This window comes from Pyrococcus sp. ST04, from assembly GCF_000263735.1.
GTDB lineage: Archaea > Methanobacteriota_B > Thermococci > Thermococcales > Thermococcaceae > Pyrococcus.
The window spans coordinates 80,384-101,497 of record NC_017946.1 but is presented as its reverse complement, the minus strand read 5'-3'; the positions used below and the strand labels follow the sequence as shown (position 1 = coordinate 101,497).

The 21,114-nt window shown below is 42.8% G+C and carries 25 protein-coding genes; 18 read left to right on the top strand and 7 right to left on the bottom strand.

Annotated elements, in window-relative coordinates; genetic code table 11:
* Positions 1 to 4: 4 nt before the first annotated feature.
* The 10 genes from csm2 (at position 5) to PY04_RS00520 (ending at position 8,961) form a co-directional block, all read left to right on the top strand.
* Complete coding sequence (gene csm2, locus PY04_RS09350) at positions 5 to 604, top strand: type III-A CRISPR-associated protein Csm2 (protein ID WP_014733237.1); 600 nt, start codon at positions 5 to 7, stop codon at positions 602 to 604.
* The gene (csm3, locus tag PY04_RS00560) at positions 601 to 1,440 is read left to right on the top strand and encodes a type III-A CRISPR-associated RAMP protein Csm3 (RefSeq protein WP_014733236.1); all 840 of its coding nucleotides are present in this window, start codon (positions 601 to 603) and stop codon (positions 1,438 to 1,440) included. The genes csm2 and csm3 overlap by 4 nt, the downstream gene beginning before the upstream one ends.
* Complete coding sequence (gene csm4, locus PY04_RS00555; RefSeq protein ID WP_014733235.1) at positions 1,421 to 2,314, top strand: type III-A CRISPR-associated RAMP protein Csm4; 894 nt, start codon at positions 1,421 to 1,423, stop codon at positions 2,312 to 2,314. Before csm3 ends, csm4 begins: the two co-directional genes overlap by 20 nt.
* Positions 2,315 to 2,323: 9 nt before the next feature.
* Positions 2,324 to 3,520: a type III-A CRISPR-associated RAMP protein Csm5 gene (csm5, locus tag PY04_RS00550; protein WP_014733234.1), complete on the top strand. Its 1,197-nt coding sequence runs from the start codon at positions 2,324 to 2,326 to the stop codon at positions 3,518 to 3,520.
* Complete coding sequence (csx1, locus tag PY04_RS00545) at positions 3,517 to 4,791, top strand: CRISPR-associated CARF protein Csx1 (protein WP_014733233.1); 1,275 nt, start codon at positions 3,517 to 3,519, stop codon at positions 4,789 to 4,791. Before csm5 ends, csx1 begins: the two co-directional genes overlap by 4 nt.
* Before the next feature lie 13 nt (positions 4,792 to 4,804).
* Positions 4,805 to 6,115, top strand: a complete 1,311-nt coding sequence (locus PY04_RS00540; RefSeq protein WP_014733232.1) for a hypothetical protein — start codon at positions 4,805 to 4,807, stop codon at positions 6,113 to 6,115.
* Positions 6,102 to 7,103: a type I-B CRISPR-associated protein Cas7/Cst2/DevR gene (gene cas7i / locus PY04_RS00535; RefSeq protein ID WP_014733231.1), complete on the top strand. Its 1,002-nt coding sequence runs from the start codon at positions 6,102 to 6,104 to the stop codon at positions 7,101 to 7,103. The genes PY04_RS00540 and cas7i overlap by 14 nt, the downstream gene beginning before the upstream one ends.
* Positions 7,096 to 7,782: a CRISPR-associated protein Cas5 gene (cas5, locus tag PY04_RS00530; RefSeq protein ID WP_237710127.1), complete on the top strand. Its 687-nt coding sequence runs from the start codon at positions 7,096 to 7,098 to the stop codon at positions 7,780 to 7,782. Before cas7i ends, cas5 begins: the two co-directional genes overlap by 8 nt.
* Positions 7,783 to 7,859: 77 nt before the next feature.
* Positions 7,860 to 8,399, top strand: coding sequence for an RNA 2'-phosphotransferase (locus PY04_RS00525; protein ID WP_014733229.1), 540 nt, complete (start codon positions 7,860 to 7,862; stop codon positions 8,397 to 8,399).
* A 55-nt stretch (positions 8,400 to 8,454) separates the two neighbouring features.
* Positions 8,455 to 8,961 carry a biotin transporter BioY gene (locus PY04_RS00520; RefSeq protein ID WP_014733228.1) on the top strand — a complete coding sequence of 169 codons (507 nt, stop codon included), beginning with the start codon at positions 8,455 to 8,457 and terminating at the stop codon, positions 8,959 to 8,961.
* Here PY04_RS00520 and PY04_RS00515 read toward each other — a convergent pair.
* The 4 genes from PY04_RS00515 to PY04_RS00500 all read right to left on the bottom strand — a co-directional run bounded on the left by PY04_RS00515 (position 8,947) and on the right by PY04_RS00500 (position 10,952).
* The gene (locus tag PY04_RS00515; RefSeq protein ID WP_048055849.1) at positions 8,947 to 9,147 is read right to left on the bottom strand and encodes a hypothetical protein; all 201 of its coding nucleotides are present in this window, start codon (positions 9,145 to 9,147) and stop codon (positions 8,947 to 8,949) included. The two genes, PY04_RS00520 and PY04_RS00515, sit on opposite strands and share 15 nt — an antisense overlap.
* 2 nt (positions 9,148 to 9,149) lie before the next feature.
* Positions 9,150 to 9,443 carry a winged helix-turn-helix domain-containing protein gene (locus PY04_RS00510; RefSeq protein WP_048055848.1) on the bottom strand — a complete coding sequence of 98 codons (294 nt, stop codon included), beginning with the start codon at positions 9,441 to 9,443 and terminating at the stop codon, positions 9,150 to 9,152.
* Positions 9,444 to 9,590: 147 nt separating this feature from the next.
* Positions 9,591 to 10,208, bottom strand: a complete 618-nt coding sequence (locus tag PY04_RS00505) for a DUF4405 domain-containing protein (RefSeq protein WP_014733226.1) — start codon at positions 10,206 to 10,208, stop codon at positions 9,591 to 9,593.
* A gap of 27 nt (positions 10,209 to 10,235) precedes the next feature.
* A complete protein-coding gene (locus tag PY04_RS00500; protein WP_014733225.1) occupies positions 10,236 to 10,952 on the bottom strand; it encodes a DUF2202 domain-containing protein in 717 nt (238 codons plus the stop codon).
* Positions 10,953 to 11,107: 155 nt separating this feature from the next.
* On the opposite strand from PY04_RS00500, the gene PY04_RS00495 reads away from it, so the two are divergent.
* Positions 11,108 to 11,926 carry an aldo/keto reductase gene (locus PY04_RS00495; RefSeq protein ID WP_048055847.1) on the top strand — a complete coding sequence of 273 codons (819 nt, stop codon included), beginning with the start codon at positions 11,108 to 11,110 and terminating at the stop codon, positions 11,924 to 11,926.
* 50 nt (positions 11,927 to 11,976) lie between these two features.
* Positions 11,977 to 13,848, top strand: a complete 1,872-nt coding sequence (locus PY04_RS00490) for an aldehyde ferredoxin oxidoreductase family protein (protein WP_014733223.1) — start codon at positions 11,977 to 11,979, stop codon at positions 13,846 to 13,848.
* Here the strand turns inward: PY04_RS00490 and PY04_RS00485 are convergent.
* Entirely contained in the window at positions 13,829 to 14,206 is a 378-nt protein-coding gene (locus PY04_RS00485) for a hypothetical protein (RefSeq protein WP_014733222.1), read from the bottom strand. The genes PY04_RS00490 and PY04_RS00485 overlap by 20 nt on opposite strands.
* A 3-nt stretch (positions 14,207 to 14,209) precedes the next feature.
* Positions 14,210 to 15,043 carry a geranylgeranylglycerol-phosphate geranylgeranyltransferase gene (locus tag PY04_RS00480; protein ID WP_048055846.1) on the bottom strand — a complete coding sequence of 278 codons (834 nt, stop codon included), beginning with the start codon at positions 15,041 to 15,043 and terminating at the stop codon, positions 14,210 to 14,212.
* 115 nt (positions 15,044 to 15,158) lie between these two features.
* Here PY04_RS00480 and PY04_RS00475 point away from each other — a divergent pair, with 115 nt between their 5' ends.
* Positions 15,159 to 15,332 (top strand): zinc finger domain-containing protein, encoded by a 174-nt coding sequence (locus tag PY04_RS00475; RefSeq protein ID WP_048056166.1) that lies wholly within the window; start codon positions 15,159 to 15,161, stop codon positions 15,330 to 15,332.
* Positions 15,333 to 15,608 carry an elongation factor 1-beta gene (locus tag PY04_RS00470; RefSeq protein ID WP_014733219.1) on the top strand — a complete coding sequence of 92 codons (276 nt, stop codon included), beginning with the start codon at positions 15,333 to 15,335 and terminating at the stop codon, positions 15,606 to 15,608.
* Here PY04_RS00470 and PY04_RS00465 read toward each other — a convergent pair.
* Positions 15,605 to 16,627, bottom strand: a complete 1,023-nt coding sequence (locus PY04_RS00465; protein WP_014733218.1) for a lipopolysaccharide assembly protein LapB — start codon at positions 16,625 to 16,627, stop codon at positions 15,605 to 15,607. The two genes, PY04_RS00470 and PY04_RS00465, sit on opposite strands and share 4 nt — an antisense overlap.
* A gap of 178 nt (positions 16,628 to 16,805) precedes the next feature.
* Between PY04_RS00465 and PY04_RS00460 the strand changes: the two genes are divergently transcribed.
* Genes PY04_RS00460 through PY04_RS00445 form a run of 4 tightly spaced genes read left to right on the top strand, consistent with a single transcriptional unit; the run spans position 16,806 to position 20,924 of the window.
* Positions 16,806 to 18,092: an ABC transporter substrate-binding protein gene (locus PY04_RS00460; protein WP_014733217.1), complete on the top strand. Its 1,287-nt coding sequence runs from the start codon at positions 16,806 to 16,808 to the stop codon at positions 18,090 to 18,092.
* Between the two features lie 53 nt (positions 18,093 to 18,145).
* A complete protein-coding gene (locus PY04_RS00455; RefSeq protein WP_014733216.1) occupies positions 18,146 to 18,994 on the top strand; it encodes a carbohydrate ABC transporter permease in 849 nt (282 codons plus the stop codon).
* Positions 18,991 to 19,824 carry a carbohydrate ABC transporter permease gene (locus tag PY04_RS00450; RefSeq protein WP_014733215.1) on the top strand — a complete coding sequence of 278 codons (834 nt, stop codon included), beginning with the start codon at positions 18,991 to 18,993 and terminating at the stop codon, positions 19,822 to 19,824. Before PY04_RS00455 ends, PY04_RS00450 begins: the two co-directional genes overlap by 4 nt.
* A gap of 5 nt (positions 19,825 to 19,829) precedes the next feature.
* Entirely contained in the window at positions 19,830 to 20,924 is a 1,095-nt protein-coding gene (locus PY04_RS00445) for an ABC transporter ATP-binding protein (protein WP_014733214.1), read from the top strand.
* Positions 20,925 to 21,114: the final 190 nt, after the last annotated feature.

Here is a 21,114-nt window from a genome sequence, read left to right as displayed (position 1 = left end):
CAGAATGTATAATAGAGGTAGAGAAGGTGGGGGTTTAAGGAGAGAAAGATTAGAAGTTGATGAAAATAGCCTTAAAAAAGCGATTCAGGAGGGATGGTTTTCTATTGTCAGGGAAGCTGTTAGGGAAGCTCTTAAAACCAGAAAGAAGGGGAGTGTGAAGGAAGTCATTGAGAAAGTCATTGAGGACGAATTTCAAAAGATAAAGGAAGATTTCAGAAATACGGGAGGGGATTTATCAAAACTTGATGATTTCAGAATAGTCAAGACTGCCGCTGTTGTAGCAGCCATGGCTGTTATTAAAGAGCTGAAAACTACCCAAATTAGGAAAATCATTGAAATGTCGAAGGGCCTAAACACAGAAGTCAAGTTAAATCAAAATGATAACACAATCAGCCGTAGGATACTAAATGGAGCTGTTCGCATGAATATGTTATTGGCATATTACGCTGGAAAGAATAGTTCAGTTCAGCCACTTCAGGAAGTTTTAGAGCCAATTCTATTATGGTTGTCTAGTAATCCAACTGTTGAGAATTTTAGCAAGGTATATACGTTTTTTGAAGCTATTGTGGCTTATCACAGATATTTTGGAGGGAAAGAACAATGATAACTAGAAAAAGGGGATTTTATGGAAAAATAATACTCACAGGAATATTGAGAGCAGAGACTGGGCTTAGAATAGGGGCTGGAAGAAATGTTGGGGAAATAGGAGGAGTAGATTCTCCAGTAATGCGTGATCCCTCTACAGGGTATCCATATATCCCTGGATCTTCTCTAAAGGGACGAATGAGATCTCTCTTTGAAGTATACATAGCAACTAAATTAAATACGCCTGATGAATTCTTCAATAAGGACATAGGAGGTACAAAGATACATGCTTGTGAGAATTACGAGAAGGCATATAATTGTCCCATTTGCAGGGTGTTTGGAAGTAGCGGAACCGAAAACTTTCCCGCAAGGATTATAGTTAGAGATTTACAGCTAACTGAAAATTGGAGACGTAAACCTTTGGAGGAAATTACAGAAATTAAGCAGGAAATTTCAATTGATAGAATAACATCAAAGACAAATTTGAGAACAGTAGAGAGGGTAGTTAGAGGAGCGGAATTTGAATTTGAAATAATATATACTATTGAGGATCTACTTCAATGGAAAGACGATTTACGGAGTGTCTTAACTGCGATGCATTTAGTGGAGGATTCTTATCTTGGTGGGAGTGGATCAAGAGGATATGGAAAAGTGAAATTTGAAATTAGTGACATAATCCTAAAGTTACCAGAGTACTATAAGACTGGGGATTCTAAGTATCTCCTTAGAGTTACCAAAAAAGAGGGGGAGAGATTCAGAGTAGAAGAAATTCTCAAAAAATTTGATGAACTATTGTCAGACTTTATAAAGGTCCTTGAGGGGGGAGAGATTAGGAATGAAGTTCAAAGTAGTTAAACTCTACCCTAAGGGACCTTTTAGGAACATTCCACGTTCAACAACACTATTTGGAGCCTTAGCTAATGCAGTAGCATACTTATATGGAGAGGATGAGATATCGGCTTTTATAAAGGGCTTTAGTGAGGCTAGAATTTCTTCACTCTTTCCATTTTCCCAAGAAACGTATTTTCTTCCAAAACCGCTAACATTTGATATTAACCTGGCTAAATTGGCAAGGCGATACCTTAAGGGTGAGTGCGGAAGCAAGTGCTTCAAGGATCGGGAAAGAAATAGGGCGTTGATAGAACTAAAGAAAATAAAAGGAAAGAAATTCGTGCCCCTTGAATACTTTGAGAAAACGATAAATGGGGAGGAAGTAAGTATCAAAAAATATCCCGAACCCTACAGACTAGTTGAAGTTCCAAAAGTTTCATTAGATAGAGTGACTGCAAATTCTTCAATATATTTCTGGGATGGCATCGCATTCAAAGAGAACTCGGGTTTGTACTTCCTTTACAAGGGCTCAAAAGAATTTTTCGAGAAATATATAGTTCCTGCAATAAGCTTTCTTGGAGATCATGGGATTGGAGGAAAGGCAACATGGGGATACGGCCTCTTTAGGGCAGAGATAGACGAATTGGAAATCAGAACTCCAAGTGGGGATTCATTTGTAACACTCTCCCTCACTTACCCATCAAATCCTGCATCCTTAAAGTACTGGAAGATTGAGAAAGTGGGAGGGTGGACACTAGGAAAAAGAAAGCCCAAGATACCTTTCGTTGTAGAGGGATCAATCCTCGATGAAGATCCAGGGAAGATGATAGAACTCAACCTTGGGAGGAAGATATACGTCTATGGGCTGTCTTTTCTAATTCCAACAAAGATTCTCTAGGTGAGTTGCATGAGGGTGATATCTCCCCTTCATATAGGGAATGGAAATGAATTAACTCCAGTAGACTTTTACCCGGCTAAAGATAGGATATATGTCCTTGACGTTGATAAGTTAATCAGTGATCTAGTAAAGCTGGGAGTTGAGTATGATGAGTTACTTGATTTCTTGAAGAGTCCGGGAGAAAGTTGGTACATATGGAAACACTATCTTGAGAGATATCACTTAAATCCAGCACATTACTCAAGATATTCATTAAAAATAAAGGGAGAGCTTGGAAAAAGAAGTTCAGGAATAAGGGAGTTCATAAAAACTAATGGAAAACCTTACATTCCTGGCAGCTCCATTAAAGGAGCAATTAGAACTGCAGTGATGTATAAGGTTCTCAGAGATTGTGGGGATGTTAATACTGTTGTAGAAGCCATTCGCTGGAGTGGTGAGATTATTAAGGATAAAAACAAGAAAAATCGGACAATTAATAAAGTGATCAGCAAGCTCATTGAAGATATCTACTATAAGAGTGAGGATCTGCTAGATTACCACCTAACTATCCTCTTAAGAGAGAATGTTGATCCAAAGTCTGCTGACGATTCTTTGGAGGCTATTGTCTTTGGTTTTGAGGTATCTAGGGGAAGGATAAGACATGAACCAAAGAGAGATCCAATGAGAGGGCTAATAGTTAGAGACTCTAAGCCAATAAGTTTGGACAAGCTGAGTCTCTACGAAGTTAAGGTTCATGGGAATCCTCAGTTGATACCAATATACGTTGAGGCCTTAGACCCAGGAACAGTAGTTGACATTGAGATAAGGGTGGATAGGGAGCTACTAAAAAGAAACGCGAATTACATGAACGGCCTATTCTGGTATTGTTTAAGTTTAAAAGGGGATCCTTGGGATGTCTTTGAGGAGTTCATCTGGGAGGCCGTTGACGATTTCTATAAGGAACTGGCAAAAGCGGAGGAGAGAAAGGCAAGGGAATTTTATAAGGAGTTATCTTCATACGAAAGAATTCTCAGAGTTGGTTGGGGAAGCGGGTGGATATCTACCACAATTGGATTACTTCTCAAGGGTAGGGGAAACAAGTGGGAGAGAGTAAGAAGAAAGCTGGGATTAGGAAAGAACCCGAAAACTAAGAATATAGTAGCTAAATTTCCGAAGACATACAGACTCACCACTAATGGTATGCCAATGGGGTGGGTTGCCTTATGAAGCTTCTACTTGCCTCCTGGGGAAACTTTGAATCGTGGGATGAAGTTACCTACAAATTTGGAAGAACAGAAGTGAGAAGCAAATCGCCGATCTCGGCACTCATTGAAGAAATTAACCCAGATAAAGTTGTCATAATACTCCCGGACACATTATCGAAGGATTTTTCTTCATTAAAATCTCTTAGGGAGACAGTAAAGAAAAAAGCTGCTGAATTCCTTGATGGGCTTGGTATCAAAAACCATGAAATCTTAATAGTTCCAGGGGTAGGAAAGTTCAGGAATGGGGAGTTCTTGGGTGATCCCATAGATGTTTACCATTACGTGGTTTATCTTTTGCAGGAGGTTATACCTGCCGTGGAAGATGTTGAAGTTCACTTTGACATAACGCATGGTTTAAACTACATTACAATCCTAACATACAAAGCATTAAGGGATATTTTAGGAGTTGTCGCACTGACGAATAACGTTAGATTAATCACATACAACTCCGAGCCTTATGTGAAAGGAGTTACAAAGGAACTTGAAATACATACGATAGAGAATGAAGTTATTAGCCCAGCTCCATTAAATAGGCGTGTATCTGGAAATCCGCCAGTTGACAGGTTTAGTATTTCTGGAGAAGAATTAGGTAAGATAAAGAGGAGCTTAGAGAATTTTGAAAGAATTAAAAGGGGTCTAAATAAAATAAACTCGTGGATATTCTCCCTAGTTTATGGGCTTCCATTGGTTCTGGCAAGCTTTTATCCTAGTCTAAGTGAAGTTAAAGGTGCTGTAGAGGAAGCCGTGGAAGTGTACGAGAGGAACATCTTTGTTGATCAAGAAAATAGGAGAGTCGTAAGGAGGCTTAGATTGAGCGATAATTTTGGCACATTAGCTCTCCTGCTATTACAGTTGAAGGTTTTAGACGAGCCCTTAAGAAAGAAATTCTCCCTCCCCAGGGAGGAACTTTCGGTAGGAGAACTTATGGAGATAGCCGAGACAGTTTTCAGGGGCAGAATACTTCATTCAACGAAGAACGAACTAAATAGGATTATAGAGAGATTAAAGGACAATAAACCTAGTGATTGGACAAGTCTCTCAAAATTCCTCAAGAATCCTAGTCCTCAGGTTAACCCAAGGAATTTCCTTGCACACGCAGGACTTGAGGCAAATCTAGTGGAGGTAAAAGTTGAGGACGATGTAATGGTTAGGTACACGAAGGAGAAGGTTTTCTACGGTGGAAGCAAGGTGAGGGTTGAAACAGCCATCGGAAGAATCCTAAAAGTTGAGTAATAGGTGATTAAAAATGTTATATCCCTATCTAAGGAATGGGGAGATGTTTCTTAAGAACTTGAACATAAGAGAGATCACGGAAGAAACTGTTAAGGAGTACTATCTTGAACCAATAATGTCTATGCTGGCGGAATCTAAGGAGGTCGCTACGGAGGGGGATGCTCTAAACGTCTTGAAGGCTGCAGGTTTTGAAGTTTCTGCGACAACTAAGAGCATCTTAGATGCCTTTATGAAGAGAAGTAAGGGAGTTTGCTCAATATGTGGGAAGGAAGGGGAGATTGTAGAGAACAGGGCGTTTATATATCCATTTGAAAGGAAGATAGACTCATTGGTTAGAGAAAATAACAGATTGGCATTTTGTCTTGAGCATGCTTTTAAGTTATACTCCGCAATGGCATATCTCTACATAGTCCCACTTGGTGGGAAGGAAAAATTAAAGTTCTTCTTTGATGCTGAGGAGAAGTATTTCAAGAGGATAACACATTTATTCAAGAATTTCTGGCGTGAGAGACTCTCCATTGAATCGAGTAAGTACTTTGATGTTAGGTTCTCTATTAAACCCTATAATCCCCATGAGGCATTTTTCTTGACGATACATGAGTTCGTAAAATTCCTTAGAAGGAGAGGGATGATTCAAGAGGCAATAGACGTTGAAAAAATGGTCAGGGTATTTCTTGTATATGGAAGTGGCCAGTTCTATGGATCAACGATAATTGAGGGTACAAAGCTCGCAAGCCTAACGAAATTCTTTGTGACACTTCAAAAAAGTGGAAAGGAAATCAAGATGAAGAAAAGAACAATACAAAAAGAGGACTCTGCAGTTGCACTTTTCTATGAAAGACTGGAAGTTCCGAGGGGAAAAGACAGGAAAAAGAATTTCATTGAGAGAGAAAAGTTTACAATTCAACTCCTTAATGGAAAGTTTGATTTTGTAACCCTCAACAAAATATTAATGGAGAGAAGGAAGGAGGAGTTGCCTTTCCCTGCTTATTATCTGACTTGGGTTAGGGCCTACTATGAGGCTTTTGGGGGTGGTGGTGTGGACTTGGAAACTTTTGAAAAAGTAAACGGGATGGGTTATAGTTTGGGAATGAAGATTAGAGGCACAAACTTGGATAGATATCTCTGGGAGATATTCAGGGCTAGGGGCTTTGAGGAATTTGTAAACAAACTTGTTGAACTCCAAGCAAAGCTTGAAACTACCTTGGATCTAAGACCGTTTTATGAAAATGAAAGGGAGTGGAAAGTTCTCAAGGCTATTCTCCTGAATGGTATGCTTAACGCTCTCTACAAGGAGGAGGGAAAGGAAAATGAAGGCGATTGAAATAGTTACCTTGACCAAGGTTGAGGGGGCAAACTTAAACTCTAATGGGACGGAGGGAGTTATATCAGTATTGAAGAAGGTCAGGGATCCAGTTGACGGAAGGGAGTATGTTAGAGTTTCTGGCCAAAGTGTCAAGTACCACCTGAGACAGATTTTGAAAGAGGAGGGTTGGGAGCTAAGTCAGATAGTTCCAAGAAAGGAGAAGGGGGAGAAAGTTATAGTATCTCAAGGGGAGCCGCATAAATACATTGACGACGATTTATTTGGGTACATGATAGCTAAGAAGGTAGAAAACAAGAATGCGACTCTCAGAAGGACTGCAGTTGTCAGAACTAATGGTATGATGTCAATATTTCCCTATCAGGAGGATAGAGACTTCGGTGTCAGGTATGACCCAACTGGAGACAAGCATAACATATACGAGACAGAGATAACGACAAACATAATGAGATCCAACTTCTTCATAGAGGTGGACAGGTTAGGTTCATTCATAGAGGGACTCGAAGTTCCTAAACTAGAGCTTGAAGCATCAGCCTATGGATTGACAAAGAAGAAAGTAAAGGATCCTACAGGAAAAGAGCTTGTTGTCTATGTTCTTCCAAAGGAGGAGAGGGAGAAGAGACTTAGGGCAATAATAAAGGCAATACTTGAATATCATGGAGGAGCAAAGCTCAGCAACTTCTTCACAAAGGTTTATCCAGAGATAGCTGTTATTGCAATATTAAAACGAAAGATTCCAGTCATTGGAGATGCATTGAGAGTCAAAGAGGGATATGTTGATGGAAAATTACAACTCGATGTCGAAAGGCTCAAAGAGACCCTTGAAGCATTCAGGGATAACATAGAGAAAGTGTACATAGGCCTGTTTGAAAGCAGATTTGCAAACGTTGACGAGCTCAGAGAAGCATTCAGCGAATGGGATAACGTTGAAATACTAAGTATGAAAGATCTAAAGGAGGTCGTTGAGAAAATAGAGATCGGTGAGTGAGTTGTTGGGTCTAATAGTTGAAGCTAGACCTTTGCAAGCTCACTTCAGGATTCCACATACTTCTTTACTCCTCGACACTTATCCCTTTCCCCCAAAAACAACCGCAGTCGGAATGCTTGCTGGGGTTATGGGATATCCTCCAGATTCTTACTTCCGCCTTCTAAGGGAGGTAAATTATGGAGTTATAATTGAGGATCAGGGGGAAAGAATTGAGGAAATTTCAGCAATATACAAAAATCCTCATTCCCCCTTATACCCAATCACAAAAGTCAGCCTATATAAGCCACACTTTAGGATGTTCTTTACTGGGCCAGAAGAGTTTATAGAGAGGGCATATGAAGCATTGCTTGATCCAAAATTCGTTCCCTATCTAGGGGACAGCGAAAGCCTATTCTATCCGGCATCTCCAGGGTATGTTAAATTAGTTGAGGTAAAACATGGAAAAGAGAAGACCTTAAGAAGTATTCTCCCAGCAAACGTTGAAGTCGAGAGTGTAGATGTCTTTAGAAAAAGAATACTCGCTCCTAAGGAATACGAAGTACCTGTTGCTTTCGTCTACAGGGGAAAGCACAGGAGGGCAGTATATAGGAGATTTTTGGCATTCTCTGGGGTAGTCATCAGATTAAAAGAACCAATAGATGTTATGCTCTTTGATGGAGAGCCGGTTTTCACATTTTAGCTTTTTATTATTCAACATTTCCCTAGAGTCTTTTGTCAATAAAAGCTAAAAGGAACGTAGAAAATTGAGAGAGTGTGATGAAGGATAGGGTTAGAGTTAGCAAGTTAATGGCCTACATTTTGAGGCATGGCCCTTGGGACTTTGGCTTAAATCCGGATGAGGAAGGCTTCGTTGAGATAAAGGATTTGGTTAATGCCTTGAGAACCCACTATCCTTGGGTTACAGAGGATTTTGTGAGGGAGATAGTTCAGAAGGACGAGAAAGGTAGGTATGAGATAAGGGGTAGTAAAATAAGGGCTCGTTATGGTCATAGTTATCCGGTTCTCCTTAACCACGAAGAGGACAGGGAATCGAAGGTTCTATATCACGGGACATTAAGGAGGAATCTAAAGTCAATACTAAGGGAGGGGCTAAAGCCGATGAAACGGCAGTTCGTTCACCTAAGCACAACGTATGACGATGCTTACCTCACGGGTAGGAGGCATGGGAGTGATGTGGTTGTCCTTCTAATAGATGCAGAGTGCTTAAGGAGGAAGGGATATCAAGTGTACAAGGCGGGTAGGAGGGTTAGAATAGTTAGGCATGTTCCCCCTGAGTGTATAGTTGAGGTGATTTGATTCAACGGCCTAACGCTCTTAAATAGTTAAGGGTGATTGGGAAAGCGGTGATGTGATGAAAACTAGAGACTTGGCCTTAGTAGGTCTTTTCGTGGCTTTAACTGGAATAGGGGCTCAGATTAGAATAAGCATTGGTCCGGTTCCTTTCACCCTTCAGGTTCTCTTCGTGATTTTGGCCGGCCTGGTTCTTGGTGCCAAACTGGGCTTCTTGGCGATTCTTTTATATGATGCAATTGGTATTCTTGGAGTTCCCGTATTTTCTGGTTTTTCTGGCGGATTTGGTGTTTTGCTCGGCCCAACTGCTGGTTACATAGTAGCATTTCCCATTGCGGCTTTCCTTTCTGGCTTAAAAAGGGATAATAAAAAGGTAAGGATAGTTTTTTCTTATCTCGGCTTAGCCGTGATCTATATCTTAGGATTTCTATGGCTGGCGAAATATCTGGGGGGTAATTACTCTCTGGCATTAAAAGTAGGTGTCATTCCTTTTGTGGTTCCGGATGTTATCAAGGTTGCGATAGCCTTGATTGTCGCTGATAGGTTGGGTAGGCTAAACCTCCTCTAGCTTTCTCCTGGTTTCTTCTGTGTTCTTTTTTACTTCCTCCAAGGTATTTTTCAGGTTGTTCAACTCAAGTTTTAGCTCGTTTAATGTCCTATTTACTTGGTATATGCCAAATATCAATATCACGAGTATTATCAGCTCTATAACTACTGAAATCCATCCGCTTGGGGTTGAACTGCCCCAAGGCATTTTTACACCTCCAGATTCTTTATCGTCTCGTTATCTATAACAATCATAAACTTCTTTGCCCTGTAATATTTCTTAGCCCTTGGGTCGTCTGGCTCAAGTCTGAGCTCACTTTCGACGAGTCCTGCCTTTTCAAGCTTTCTGAGGTGGAGGTACAGGAGTTGTCTTGATATCCCAAGAACCTTTGCAAGTTCATAAACGTACCACTCCTTTTCGCAGAGCAGTTTGAGTATCTTAATCCTAACAGGATTTGCCAGCGCATCTGCGATTGTTACTAGTTCTTCAGCACTCTTGACCATTGTGCCCACTTCCATTGCTTGTTTCTCACTATTGAAAGAAGGGAGTGTGTGATATATAGAGGTTTCTCATCTGAGGACTAATTGTGGTGAGAAAAAGAGAGAAGAATCGGTACGGCTATGATTTGAACTTTAATTCACTCATGGCGTTTATTTTTCGGAGCTTCTTAATTCATTTATTATCTCCTCGAGTAGTGCCTTTAGCTCCTCTCTGTCTATGTCATATTCGTATTCAATTTCGACCAGCTTAGTATTTGGGTCGCATTGTATGCCTTTCTCCCTAAGTTTTTCCACTATGCCCTCTGCTGGAACATTGAAGTAGTCTGCCAACTCTTGGATGGTGTAGTACCTAAGCATCTGGCCGGTTATTATGCTTTCTTCGTACTCATAATTCTCCTCATGAGTTGTCTCTTCTTCCCCAGTGGCCGAAACGAATGCAAGGTAGCCCGCTGGGAGTAAGAGCAGGGAGAGTGTTATTCCTATGACTCCTTTGACCTTTGCTTTCTTCACTCCCGACTTTAGCATGGTTATCATGCTCTTGAAGCCTATTAGGAGGTGTAGTGCTACTAAGCCTATCATTACAAAGCCTATGTACGTATGCACGTTTTCCCATGTTTCTTTTGTGAGTCCTAGGAATGTCCAGTTTATTGTCTCTGCTATTCTACCACTCGGAGCAAGATAAAGGGCGATTCCGGATATTGCTATAATGATAAAGGTGATCGTGAGTAAAAGGTCGATTAAACCTCTTAGTAGTGCTGAGGCTTTCATAATCTCACCTCCAAAAAAGAAAAAATTTCAGTGGAAGGGGCCAAAGGGATGGCCTCTACCAAAGACTCCTCCTTTTCCTCTTCCCCTAAATCCATGTCCCATGGTTCCTGTAGAGCTTAGTATCTTGTCAACTTCCTCCTGGCTTAGCACTTGAGCTTCATACTGCGTTCCCCTGATCTCCAGATTCCTTACGAATGCTCTCAGGTGATTCTCGCTTCCTCTCATAAGGCTCTCGAACACTTGGATTATGTCTGCGTTGTCGACCTTCTCCATCCACTCTTTTAGATCTTCTATATCGGTTTCCTCTATGAGGGCTCCGACCTTCAGAGCTGAAATTTCGTCCGTTGCCATTCCTATAAGTTGCTCGTAAAGGGCCTGAAGTTCCTCATTTTCGAATTTCCCAACTTCGTCAAGTGTTGATGGTGGGGTGATGTTGTACTTTTCTATTAGTTCCAGGACAGCATCTACGTGTCTCTGCTCGCTCTCTGCTATCATTTGAAATATTGGTAAGTTGAACTTCTCGTACAGCGTCATATACACGTCTCTGGCTAACTTTTCTTCTTCGACCATGTACAGGAGAGCTTCTTTTTCCTCCTCACTTAGTTCCGCTGTTGATGTTGCTAGGTTGAGCTTCGGAGCCCATTCGTAAGGTCCGGGCTGACCTCTGTACGCTGCAACGCTACCAACTACAAACCCGAGGAGGGCCAGTAGGAGCACCCCAACACCTATCAACTTCTTCCTCATGTTCATCAACCTCCTCCATATGTAAGTTTCATATTACATATGCATGCCAGAGTTTATAAACCTTTCGGTTTGTTCCAATGTCGAACTTCTTAGTGTTAAAATTCGAACTAAAATGGTAAATATGAAGGAGCTGAACTTTTAGTTGGTGGGTAAGAATGAGGGACATGAAAAGAATTGGGAATGATAGGGTGACCTCAATAGGTTTGGGGACGTGGGGTATAGGAGGTAAGGAGTTTCCCGATTATTCCCACGATAGGGAGGCAATAGAGGCATTGAGATACGGCATTGAACTTGGGATAAACTTAATTGACACGGCGGAATTTTACGGTGCCGGTCACTCCGAAGAGCTTGTTGGGGAGGCAATAAAGCCCTTCGATAGAGATGAGCTATTTATTGTGAGTAAGATATGGCCAACTCATTTTGGCTATGATTCTGCAATAAAAGCCGCAAAGGCAAGTGCTAAAAGACTGGGTACTTACATAGATCTATACCTCCTTCACTGGCCGGGAGATAGTTTCGAAAAGATAAAGCAGACCCTTCATGCCCTTGAAGATCTTGTCGATGAAGGGATAATAAGGTACATAGGAGTTAGCAACTTCGATCTCGAGCTTTTAAGGAGAAGTCAGGAGGTGATGAGGAGGTATGAGATAGTTGTTAATCAGGTTAAGTATTCCCTTATGGACAGAACTCCAGAGGAAACGGGACTTCTTGAGTATATGAAAAAGGAAGGGATGACTTTAATGGCTTACACTCCATTGGAAAAGGGTATTTTGGCTAGAAATAAGTGTCTTGAAGAAATAGGGAAGAAGTATGGAAAAACAGCCGCCCAGGTGGCGTTGAACTACCTCATATGGGAAGATAACGTTGTTGCAATACCGAAGGCTATAAGGAAGGAACACGTTAAGGAAAATGCTGGAGCAATGGGGTGGAGGCTTAGTAAAGAGGATAGGGAAAGGGCAAGATTATGCGTTTGAAAAATGTTATTAAGATAGTTGTCTCAGCGTTATAATAAAGGTGGTCATAAATGAAGGGTTACCATGGTAAGATCCTTAGGGTGAACCTTACTGAGGAGAAAATTTCAATAGAAAAATTGGAAGATAACATCATTGAGAAGTTCGTGGGCGGTAAGGGCCTCGGTTACTATCTTATGTACACCGAAGTGCCCCCTGGTACTGAACCTTTAAGCCCTGGGAACAAGCTTCTCTTTGTTCCTGGTGCTTTGACTGGTTTAATTCCGGGATCAAGTAAAGTAATAGCCGTGAGCAAAAGTCCTGAAACTAGATTGATCAGCGATTCTAGTGGGGGAGATGCCCTTGGTCCTAAACTAAAGGGACATTTTGACGGCTTGATAATAGAGGGTAAAGCCGAGAAGCCCGTGTATCTTCACATTTATGAGGGACAAGCAGAAATTAGGGATGCTTCGGAAATATGGGGTAAGGGAGTTTATGAAACTACATTAAAGCTGTGGAAAAAGCATGAAGGCTCTAGCGTGGCTGCTATAGGGAGAGCTGGGGAAAATAAGGTTCGGATAGCTAATATTGTGTATGATTCAGAAAGGGCTAGTGGAAGGGGAGGTCTTGGGGCTGTAATGGGAAGTAAGAACTTGAAGGCTGTAGTCGTTGAACCTGGAGAAAAACCTGAGGTCGCCAATAAGGAAGAATATGAAAAGCTTTGGAAGGAGTATTACGACAGCTATGCTACGGATCCAAAGTATGAACACACGAGAAACTATGGAACTACGGATGGGTTAAGGAGTTCCGCTTCTCTTGGAATGAGTCCAGCTTACAATTTCTCAAGGCCCTACATTCCAGATGAACTTGCTAGTAAGCTGGCTGGAGATGAAGTTAAGAAGTACGAAATACAGCCAGAATGGTTTATACATGGGAAAAGTTGTCCGATAAAGTGTGCCAGATACGTTGAAGTTGAATACAAGGGGAGAAAGATCAGGGTAAAGCCGGAGTATGAGAGCATAGCGATGCTTGGAGCAGCGACGGGAGTTTTTAACTTTCCTGCCGTAGCCTACTTTAATCATCTGGCAAATGACCTAGGTCTCGATAGTATAGCCGCTGGTAACGTTATAGGTTGGCTGTTTGAGCTAGTCGAAAGGGGATTAATAAGTAAAGAGGAAATTGGTTTTGATGTCTCTGGTTTTGGAGACGAGGAAGCTGAAGAAAAATTACTTTTGATGATAGCTGAGAGGAGGGGGATAGGAGCAATCTTAGCAGAGGGCGTTAAGAGAGCCTGTGAGATCCTTGGTAGGGGATGTGAGTTTGCTGTTCACGTAAAGGGTCTCGAAGCCCCTGCATGGGATCCTAGAGGAAGGAGAACATATGCCTTAAGCTATGCTACCGCCGATGTTGGGGCATCTCATATGAGGGGATGGCCAAGACCTCACCAGCTACCAAATCAGGGGCCGGCGAAGGAACTTGTTCCCTCCCTAATTGAGGCCAGGGATGAAAGTTACATCTTTGATATGCTTGGCGTGTGTAAGTTCGTTCCCTACAAGCTTGAGGATTTGGCAAAGTTCTATTCAATAGTGAGTGGAAGGGAGTGGAGCATTGAAAAGTTGAGGAAAGTTGCATGGGCCGTTGAAAATATTTCAAGAATACATGCGGCTCTAGATTGGGTAACTCCTCCAATAGATGACTCAATCCCACAAAGATGGTGGGAGCCTGAACCAGAGGGTCCGGCCAAGGGGAACAAGGCATTTATAGACTACGAGGACTTTTTGGAGGCGAGGAAAGAGTTCTACAGACTAAGGGGATGGCATGAAGAACTTGGGGTTCCTCTACCGGAGACGATGAAGAGGCTTGGATACCCAGAATTTTCCGAAGATGCTGAGAGGGCTCTGGAGATAGTTAGAAAGAGGCTGAAGCTTAGTATTGCTCTCTCATAGTCCTGATTACTGGGTCGTGGATCAGTGTTGAGGTTATGCTATCGACTATCCTGAAAAACTCTTCCTTTCCTTTTTCCAAGTCTAGGTTCTCCACCTTAATTATCTTGCATTCCTTCCCTAATATCCACTTCCCTAGGATTATTTTTTCCTTATTTTCTTTTTTTGCATCTATTCTGACCAGTCCATAAGGAATGTCTGCCGTCCACCAGTTTGCTTTGAATGTTATTTTCCATCCGGCACTCTCAACAGCCCTCGCTAGCTTGTCCATTGTGTCCCCGGGACCATAAGGGGTTCTGAATGTTAAAACAAGCCAAAGACCATCTTTATCTATGTTATCTTTTACAACCTCTTCTATCATACTTCACACCCCCTTGGTTAATGCTCCGAGTAGGAAACTTATAACTGCTATGAAGGTGGCCACCTTCAGGAGTTTCTGTCCTTTGCTGGCTCTTTCTGGATTTATAAGGACGTCAATGCTCGCTTTTATTATCATTCCATCAACTATTATCATTGGGGCATAACCTAGCCCTATACCAGCTTTTACGGGGAGGAAAGATGCGATAACAGTACTAAATCCAAAAATCGATGCTATAATGCCTGCCTTTTTCTTGCCAAGGACTATTGGTAGGGTTCTCGCTCCGATTTCTCTATCTCCTTCAACGTCTTCTATATCTTTCATTATCTCCCTAGCCACGTTAACCAAGAAGGCACAGACTGCTAGATATCCTGCAAGTCCTATCCTTCCAACTCCTAGGGCTCCGTATATTGGGGTTACCCCCGTTAGTGTTGCCACTGCAATGTTCCCTATGAAGGGGAGGGGCTTGAGTTTCCATGCATATACGAAGGTTAATGCATATGCTCCTAGGGCAAATGCAAAGGCCTTTACCCCTAGAAAGCCTGCAAGGAGCAGGCCAAGTCCGTATTGGAGAATTGCATAATAAAAAGCTGCCCTTCTACTGAGGGCTCCCCTTGGGATTGGTCTTTCTGGCCTATTGATTTTGTCGATCTCGAAGTCAAAGTAATCATTTATAGTATTTCCAGCTGAACAGCCAAAATATACCACAGCAAAGATTAAGAGTAGCTTTTCCAGGGGAGGTATCCCCTCGTATGCAACTAATGCTCCAAGTATTCCAACTATGCCCGCGAGGATACAGTTGTGGGGTCTCATTATTTCTATAAGTGCCTTAACCTCCACACCCTTCCCCAACCTTCCTTTGGGAAAAGGTTTATAAGTGAACTCCTCAACCCGATGACAGTTGAAGAAAAAACCTTCGCTTCTGGAGGTGAGTGGATTGGCACAGGCAGTTGAGATGAAGTTCGAGATACCCGTATGTACGTCATGTGGAAGGGAGATCACGCCTAGGGAGCATGCCACTCACTTTGTGTGCCCCAACTGTGGGGAAGCAATAATCTGGAGATGTGAAACCTGTAGGGTTCTTGCAAAGCCCTACAAATGCCCCAAGTGTGGATGGGAGGGACCGTGAATGAGCGATTTCAACCTTGTTGGTGTCATTAAGGTTATGCCAACGAGCCCAGATGTGAACCTTGATGAGCTCGAAGAGAAGCTTAAAGCAGTAATTCCAGAGAAGTACGGGCTTGCTAAAGTTGAGAGGGAGCCAATAGCCTTTGGTTTAGTGGCACTGAAGTTCCACATCCTCGGCAAGGACGAAGAGGGTTATTCTTTCGATGAGGTTGCAGAGAAGTTCAGAAAGGTAGAAAACGTAGAGAGCGCTGAAGTTGAGACTGTCTCTAGGATTTAAAGGCTGAGCCCCAGACCGAGGCTCAGCTTTGGTCTTTTCCACTCATCCAACATTGCCTTCAGATCCTCATTCTCAATCCTCTTATACAACTCTTCAAACTCAACCTTAGCATTCTCATCTCCCAGTCTCCATTCGGCTAGTTTTTCTATCGCTTTGAAGAATTCTCTTGTATCGTCCTCGAAAAGCTCTGCGAATATTGGGGAGACTTCCTTGAGTGCATTGTAATTCCCTTCATTAAACAGCCCCTCTATAAAGTCGAGTACCGATTCGAATGCAATCCCAAACAGCTCTTCATCATCTTCAGCTCTCTGGAGGGCTTTTCTGAGGCTGATTGCGGCTTTCTTGTTTTCCCCTTTTCCGGCGTATATTTCACTTTCGACGAGCCTTGAGTGAACTTCAACCTCCTTATCAATAGGATTCCTGAGGACTTCTTGAATTAGCTCCATAGCTTCGTCGTACTTTCCAAGCTCATAGTTGAAGTGGGCTAAGTCTATTAGGCTTATCAGGTAGTTTTTCTCATCTTTGAGCTTTGCAAATATATCCCTGGCCTTTTCCATGAGCCTTATTGCTTCTTCGACGTTTTCGAGTTCATCCTTCACTATTGCTATATTGGCTAGTGTTAGTGCCTTCTCCTTTTCATTTCCGAGCTCTTCTTCAACTCTAAGCAGTTCTTCGTATGTCTTCAATGCTTCTTCCGGCATTCCGAAGTGTTCATAGGCATCCGCCAGATAGTAAAGTGCTTCTGCGTACTTTTCTTTGTCATTTTTCCTTTTTTCAAGCACTTTTTTGTAAAGTTCTATCCCCTTTTCAACTTCACCTAGATGCTCATATGTATGGGCTATCTCATGGAGAAGGTCGAAGTTTTCGCATTCAACGGCGACTTCTCCTGCCCTCTTAAGTTCTTCTCTTAGTTTGTCTTCGTCCTCTATTGTGTCTAGGTAATCGTCAAATATATCAAGCAACTTTTCACAATTCTTCTCGCTTATCGCCTCTTCCCAAATTCTTGTTATTTCCTTCATGTCACCACCAATTTAGGCATCCCTAACTTTCGTTAAAAATGTTAGGATTTTGTTAAAATTTTCAGCCGTGCCTACTTGAATTAAAATAAGGATGTTCAATTCCCATTTTTGGGAAATGAGGCATAGAAGGGAAAAGTAAATAAAGGTGGATATAGTTTATATACTTTGGTGAGTAAGCATGAAGAGGGCCGTGGGAGTACTAGTCGCGGCTCTTTTAGTCGCGGCCGTTTTTGTTAGCGGGTGCATTGGGGGCGGAGGACCCACAAAGATTGTCTGGGCCTCCACCCAGCTGAACCCACCAGAAGAGAGGGCATTTGTTCTTAATGAGCTAATTCCGCCATTCAAGGATGAGACTGGAATTGATGTAGAGTTTGTGCCAATAAGCTATAGCGATCTGGCCACGAGACTTGAGGGTGAGGAGAGCTCTGGAAAGGTAACTATCGATGTTGTTGCAGATCTTCACGGTGGATTAGATTACTTCAATGCAAAGGGCTGGCTCACGGACTTAACCGACAAGGTAAAGACGCTTCAAGGAAGGACGTTTATTGAGAGCTACATGAAGTATGCAACTGACAAGAACGGTAAGGTCTTCTACGTTCCATGGATGAGTGCAACCTATGTCATGGTAGTTAACAAGGAGGCTTTCAAGTACCTCCCATCTGGACTGACAGAGCAGGATGTTATTCAAGGAACAGAAAAGTGGACTTATGAGGCCCTTTTGGAGTGGGTAAAGAACATATATGAAAAGACCGGAAAGAAGGCGTTTGGACTTCCAGCAGGACCTAAGGGACTTCTCCACAGGTTCATTCACGGTTACCTATATCCGAGCTTTACAGGATATGAGGCTAAGAAGTTCGACAGCCCAGAGGCAATTGAAATGTGGAACTACTTCAAGGAGCTTTGGAAGTACACAAACCCAGCCTCAACAACCTGGGATGCCATGGCAGACCCATTGCTTCAGGGTGAGGTCTTGATAGCTTGGGATCACACCGCTAGAATAAAGAACGCAATAACTACTAAGCCTGACCAGTTTGTAGTTGTTCCAGTTCCAAGAGGACCAAAGGGAAGAGGATTCATAGTCGTTCTAGCTGGGCTCGCAATTCCAAAGAATGCCCCACACCCAGATGAAGCTTGGAAGCTTATTGACTACTTGACAAAGCCAGAAACTCAAGTTAAGATCCTCGAAAAAGTTGGATTCTTCCCAACAGTGAAGGAGGCTGCTGATGCCGTTCCAGAAGGGCCGCTCAAGATCTTAGTAAAGGGTGTCACTGCCCAGTCATCCACAAAGGATGCTCTTGTGGTAATGATTCCGAATCTTGGCGAGAAAGGTGGTGAGTTCAGCGGAATTTACAGAGAAGCCTTCAAGAGGATAGTCCTCCAGGGAGAAGATCCACAGAAGGTCTTAAGTGAACTTGGACCAAAGCTCCACAACTTATTCAAGGAGAAAGGAGTACCTGAGCCGTGATATCTTTTCTCTCTGGTTTCTATTTTTTGTTTTAATATTAGGAGGAATTGCCTATGAAGACGAGGCACATCCCCTACTTGCTTCTGGCACCAGCCGTTGCGTATCTAGCATTTTTCATTGGCTATCCATTACTTCAGGCACTCTACTTAGCATTCACAAAGAATGGAGCGTTTTCTTTAGATACTATAAGGAGGGCAACTTCCGATCCAACGTTTTGGCAGGCTCTTAAGTACACGATTCTCTTAGCAGTAGCCATAGTGCCCATACAGCTTATACTTGCATTGGTTCTAGCGTTGGCCGTAAACAGGACATTCAAGGGGAAGGACTTCACGATATATGCATTAATAATTCCTCTTACAATAAGCGATGTTGCTGCCGGTTTGATCTGGTACACGATGCTTTCTGATTATGGGTTTATGAACAAGTTACTCATGAACCTAGGGCTGATCAGTCAACCAATACACTTCTTTGGTTATGAGTACAGAATGATGGAGTTTCTAGCGATAGTCATTGCGGAGGTTTGGAGGGCTACGGCAATAGTCTTCGTGATTATACTCGCGGGCCTTCAAATGATAAGTAAGGAGTACCTTGAGGCGGCTGAAGTGTTTGGGGCGGGATATTGGACTAGGCTTAGGAGGATAGTCATTCCAATGCTAAAGCCGAGCATCCAGAGTGCCCTGATAATTAGAACTCTATTTGCAATGCAGGTCTTCGGTGTCGTCTGGATACTCGCTGGAAGGGATATACCAGTTCTGGCGGGAGAGGGTTTCTACCAGCTCACGGAAATAAAGGACTATGGAGTGGCTTCAATCTATGCCCTGACGATAGCCTTACTATCGTTACTCCTCGGTGCCTTGTACGTCAAGTTCCTCAAGGCTGAATACTTGGAGGTGAGGACATGAACGATAGGACAAAGTTCATGCTGAAGAAAATAGCCTTCTACGCTTTCATATTTACAGTGGTTGCTTGGATATTGATACCAATAATAGTATCTGCCCTCTATGCATTCTCAACAAAGGCCGACTACTACAACCCTCACAAGGTTATACCAACTCATTTCACAACCGAATGGGTAAAGGTTATCCTCTTCACGTTAGGTGCTTGGGATGGAATAAAGAACAGCGTGATAGTTGCCGTTTTAACAATAGTGATAAGCTTTGCCCTTGGTATTCCAGCGGGGTATGCGATAGCTAGGTATGCGTTTAGGGGGAAGGATACTATAAAACTCTCGATAATAGCTCTTAGAATGTTCCCAATTCCAGTTATGGCAATCCCTCTAGTGGTTTTGTACATAAAGTTGAACCTTATTGACACCCTCTTCGGTGTTGCACTTGCCCACACGGCAATGGCACTCCCCTTCGTTGTGCTGATAACCTCGAGTATCTTTGCTGGAGTCGATAAGGAGTTGGAAGAGGCTGCCATGGTATTTGGTTTGACTAGATTTGGGGCCTTTAAGAGCATAACACTGCCATTAGCACTACCTGGACTGGCGGCGGCCGCTATGTTCACCTTCGTCATGAGCTGGAACGAAGTTTTTGTAGCCTCAATCCTTACACTCAAGAACAGAACTCTCCCAGCCCAGATACTCTCTATAGTCGCAGGGGCAGCTGGAGGTGCTGCTCCAGCATATTACAAGTTTGCAGCGGCTTTCATAATGATACTACCAGCAATGCTGTTCATATTCTTCGCTAGGAGGTATCTTGTAACGATGTGGGGTATAACGCTGAGGTGATGATCATGGTGGAAGTTAGGCTTGAAAACTTGACTAAAAAGTTTGGTGACTTTACTGCCGTGAACGATTTGACCCTTACGATAAGGGATGGAGAGTTTCTGGTTCTCCTGGGACCAAGTGGGTGTGGAAAGACAACTACCTTGAGGATGATAGCGGGTCTTGAGGAGCCCACGAGAGGGAAGATATACTTTGGGGACAGGGATGTTACGTACCTCCCACCAAAGGACAGAAACATAAGCATGGTCTTTCAGAGCTATGCTGTGTGGCCTCACATGACGGTTTATGATAACATAGCCTTTCCACTTAAGATAAAGAAAGTTCCAAAGGAGGAAATCGATAAAAAAGTCAGATGGGCGGCTGAACTGCTTCAGATAGAGAACCTGCTCAATAGGTATCCGGCCCAGCTTTCCGGTGGGCAGAGGCAGAGGGTTGCCGTTGCCAGGGCAATAGTTGTTGAGCCCGAAGTTCTCCTTATGGATGAGCCGCTAAGTAACTTGGATGCTAAGCTGAGAGTAGCGATGAGGGCTGAAATAAAGAAGCTCCAGCAGAGACTAAAGGTTACGACGATATACGTAACCCACGACCAAGTGGAGGCCATGACAATGGGTGACAGAATAGCCGTAATGAATCAAGGGAGACTACTTCAAGTTGGCCCTCCAACCGAAGTGTACCTTAACCCAAACTCAGTCTTCGTTGCGACCTTTATCGGAGCCCCCGAAATGAATATCCTTGAAGTGTCAGTGGCCGAGGGTTACCTGGAAGGAAGAGGGTTTAAAATAGAGCTTCCACAGGACATTATGGAACTCCTGAGGGATTACATAGGCAAAACCGTTCTCTTTGGGATAAGGCCAGAGCACATGATAATAGAAGGAGTTGGAGAGATGGCCCACATGAAAAGGACGACTAAAGTTAGAGGAAGAGTGGACTTCGTTGAAGCCTTGGGTACTGATACGATAGTCCATGTCGTCATTGGGGACGAGCTGATAAAAGTAAAGCTTCCAGGGCACATCCCACTCCAGGTCGGGAGTGAGGTCAATGTGGTCATAGATGTTGACAAGGTCCACGTGTTTGACAAAGATACCGAAAAGGCTATAATATAGCTGTCATATTGACAATACATGTGTTGATTTACTTATGAGGTTCCCTTTATATCTTTCCTGTTATTGTTAATTTAACAATAATTTTCAGTTGATTCTGGCTTTTTGTCATATAAAGTGGGTTCTGGTGTTCACTTTGTTGGATAAAATATCCAAAAGGCCTATAACCCCATGTTTCTCACAACTCTTGCTG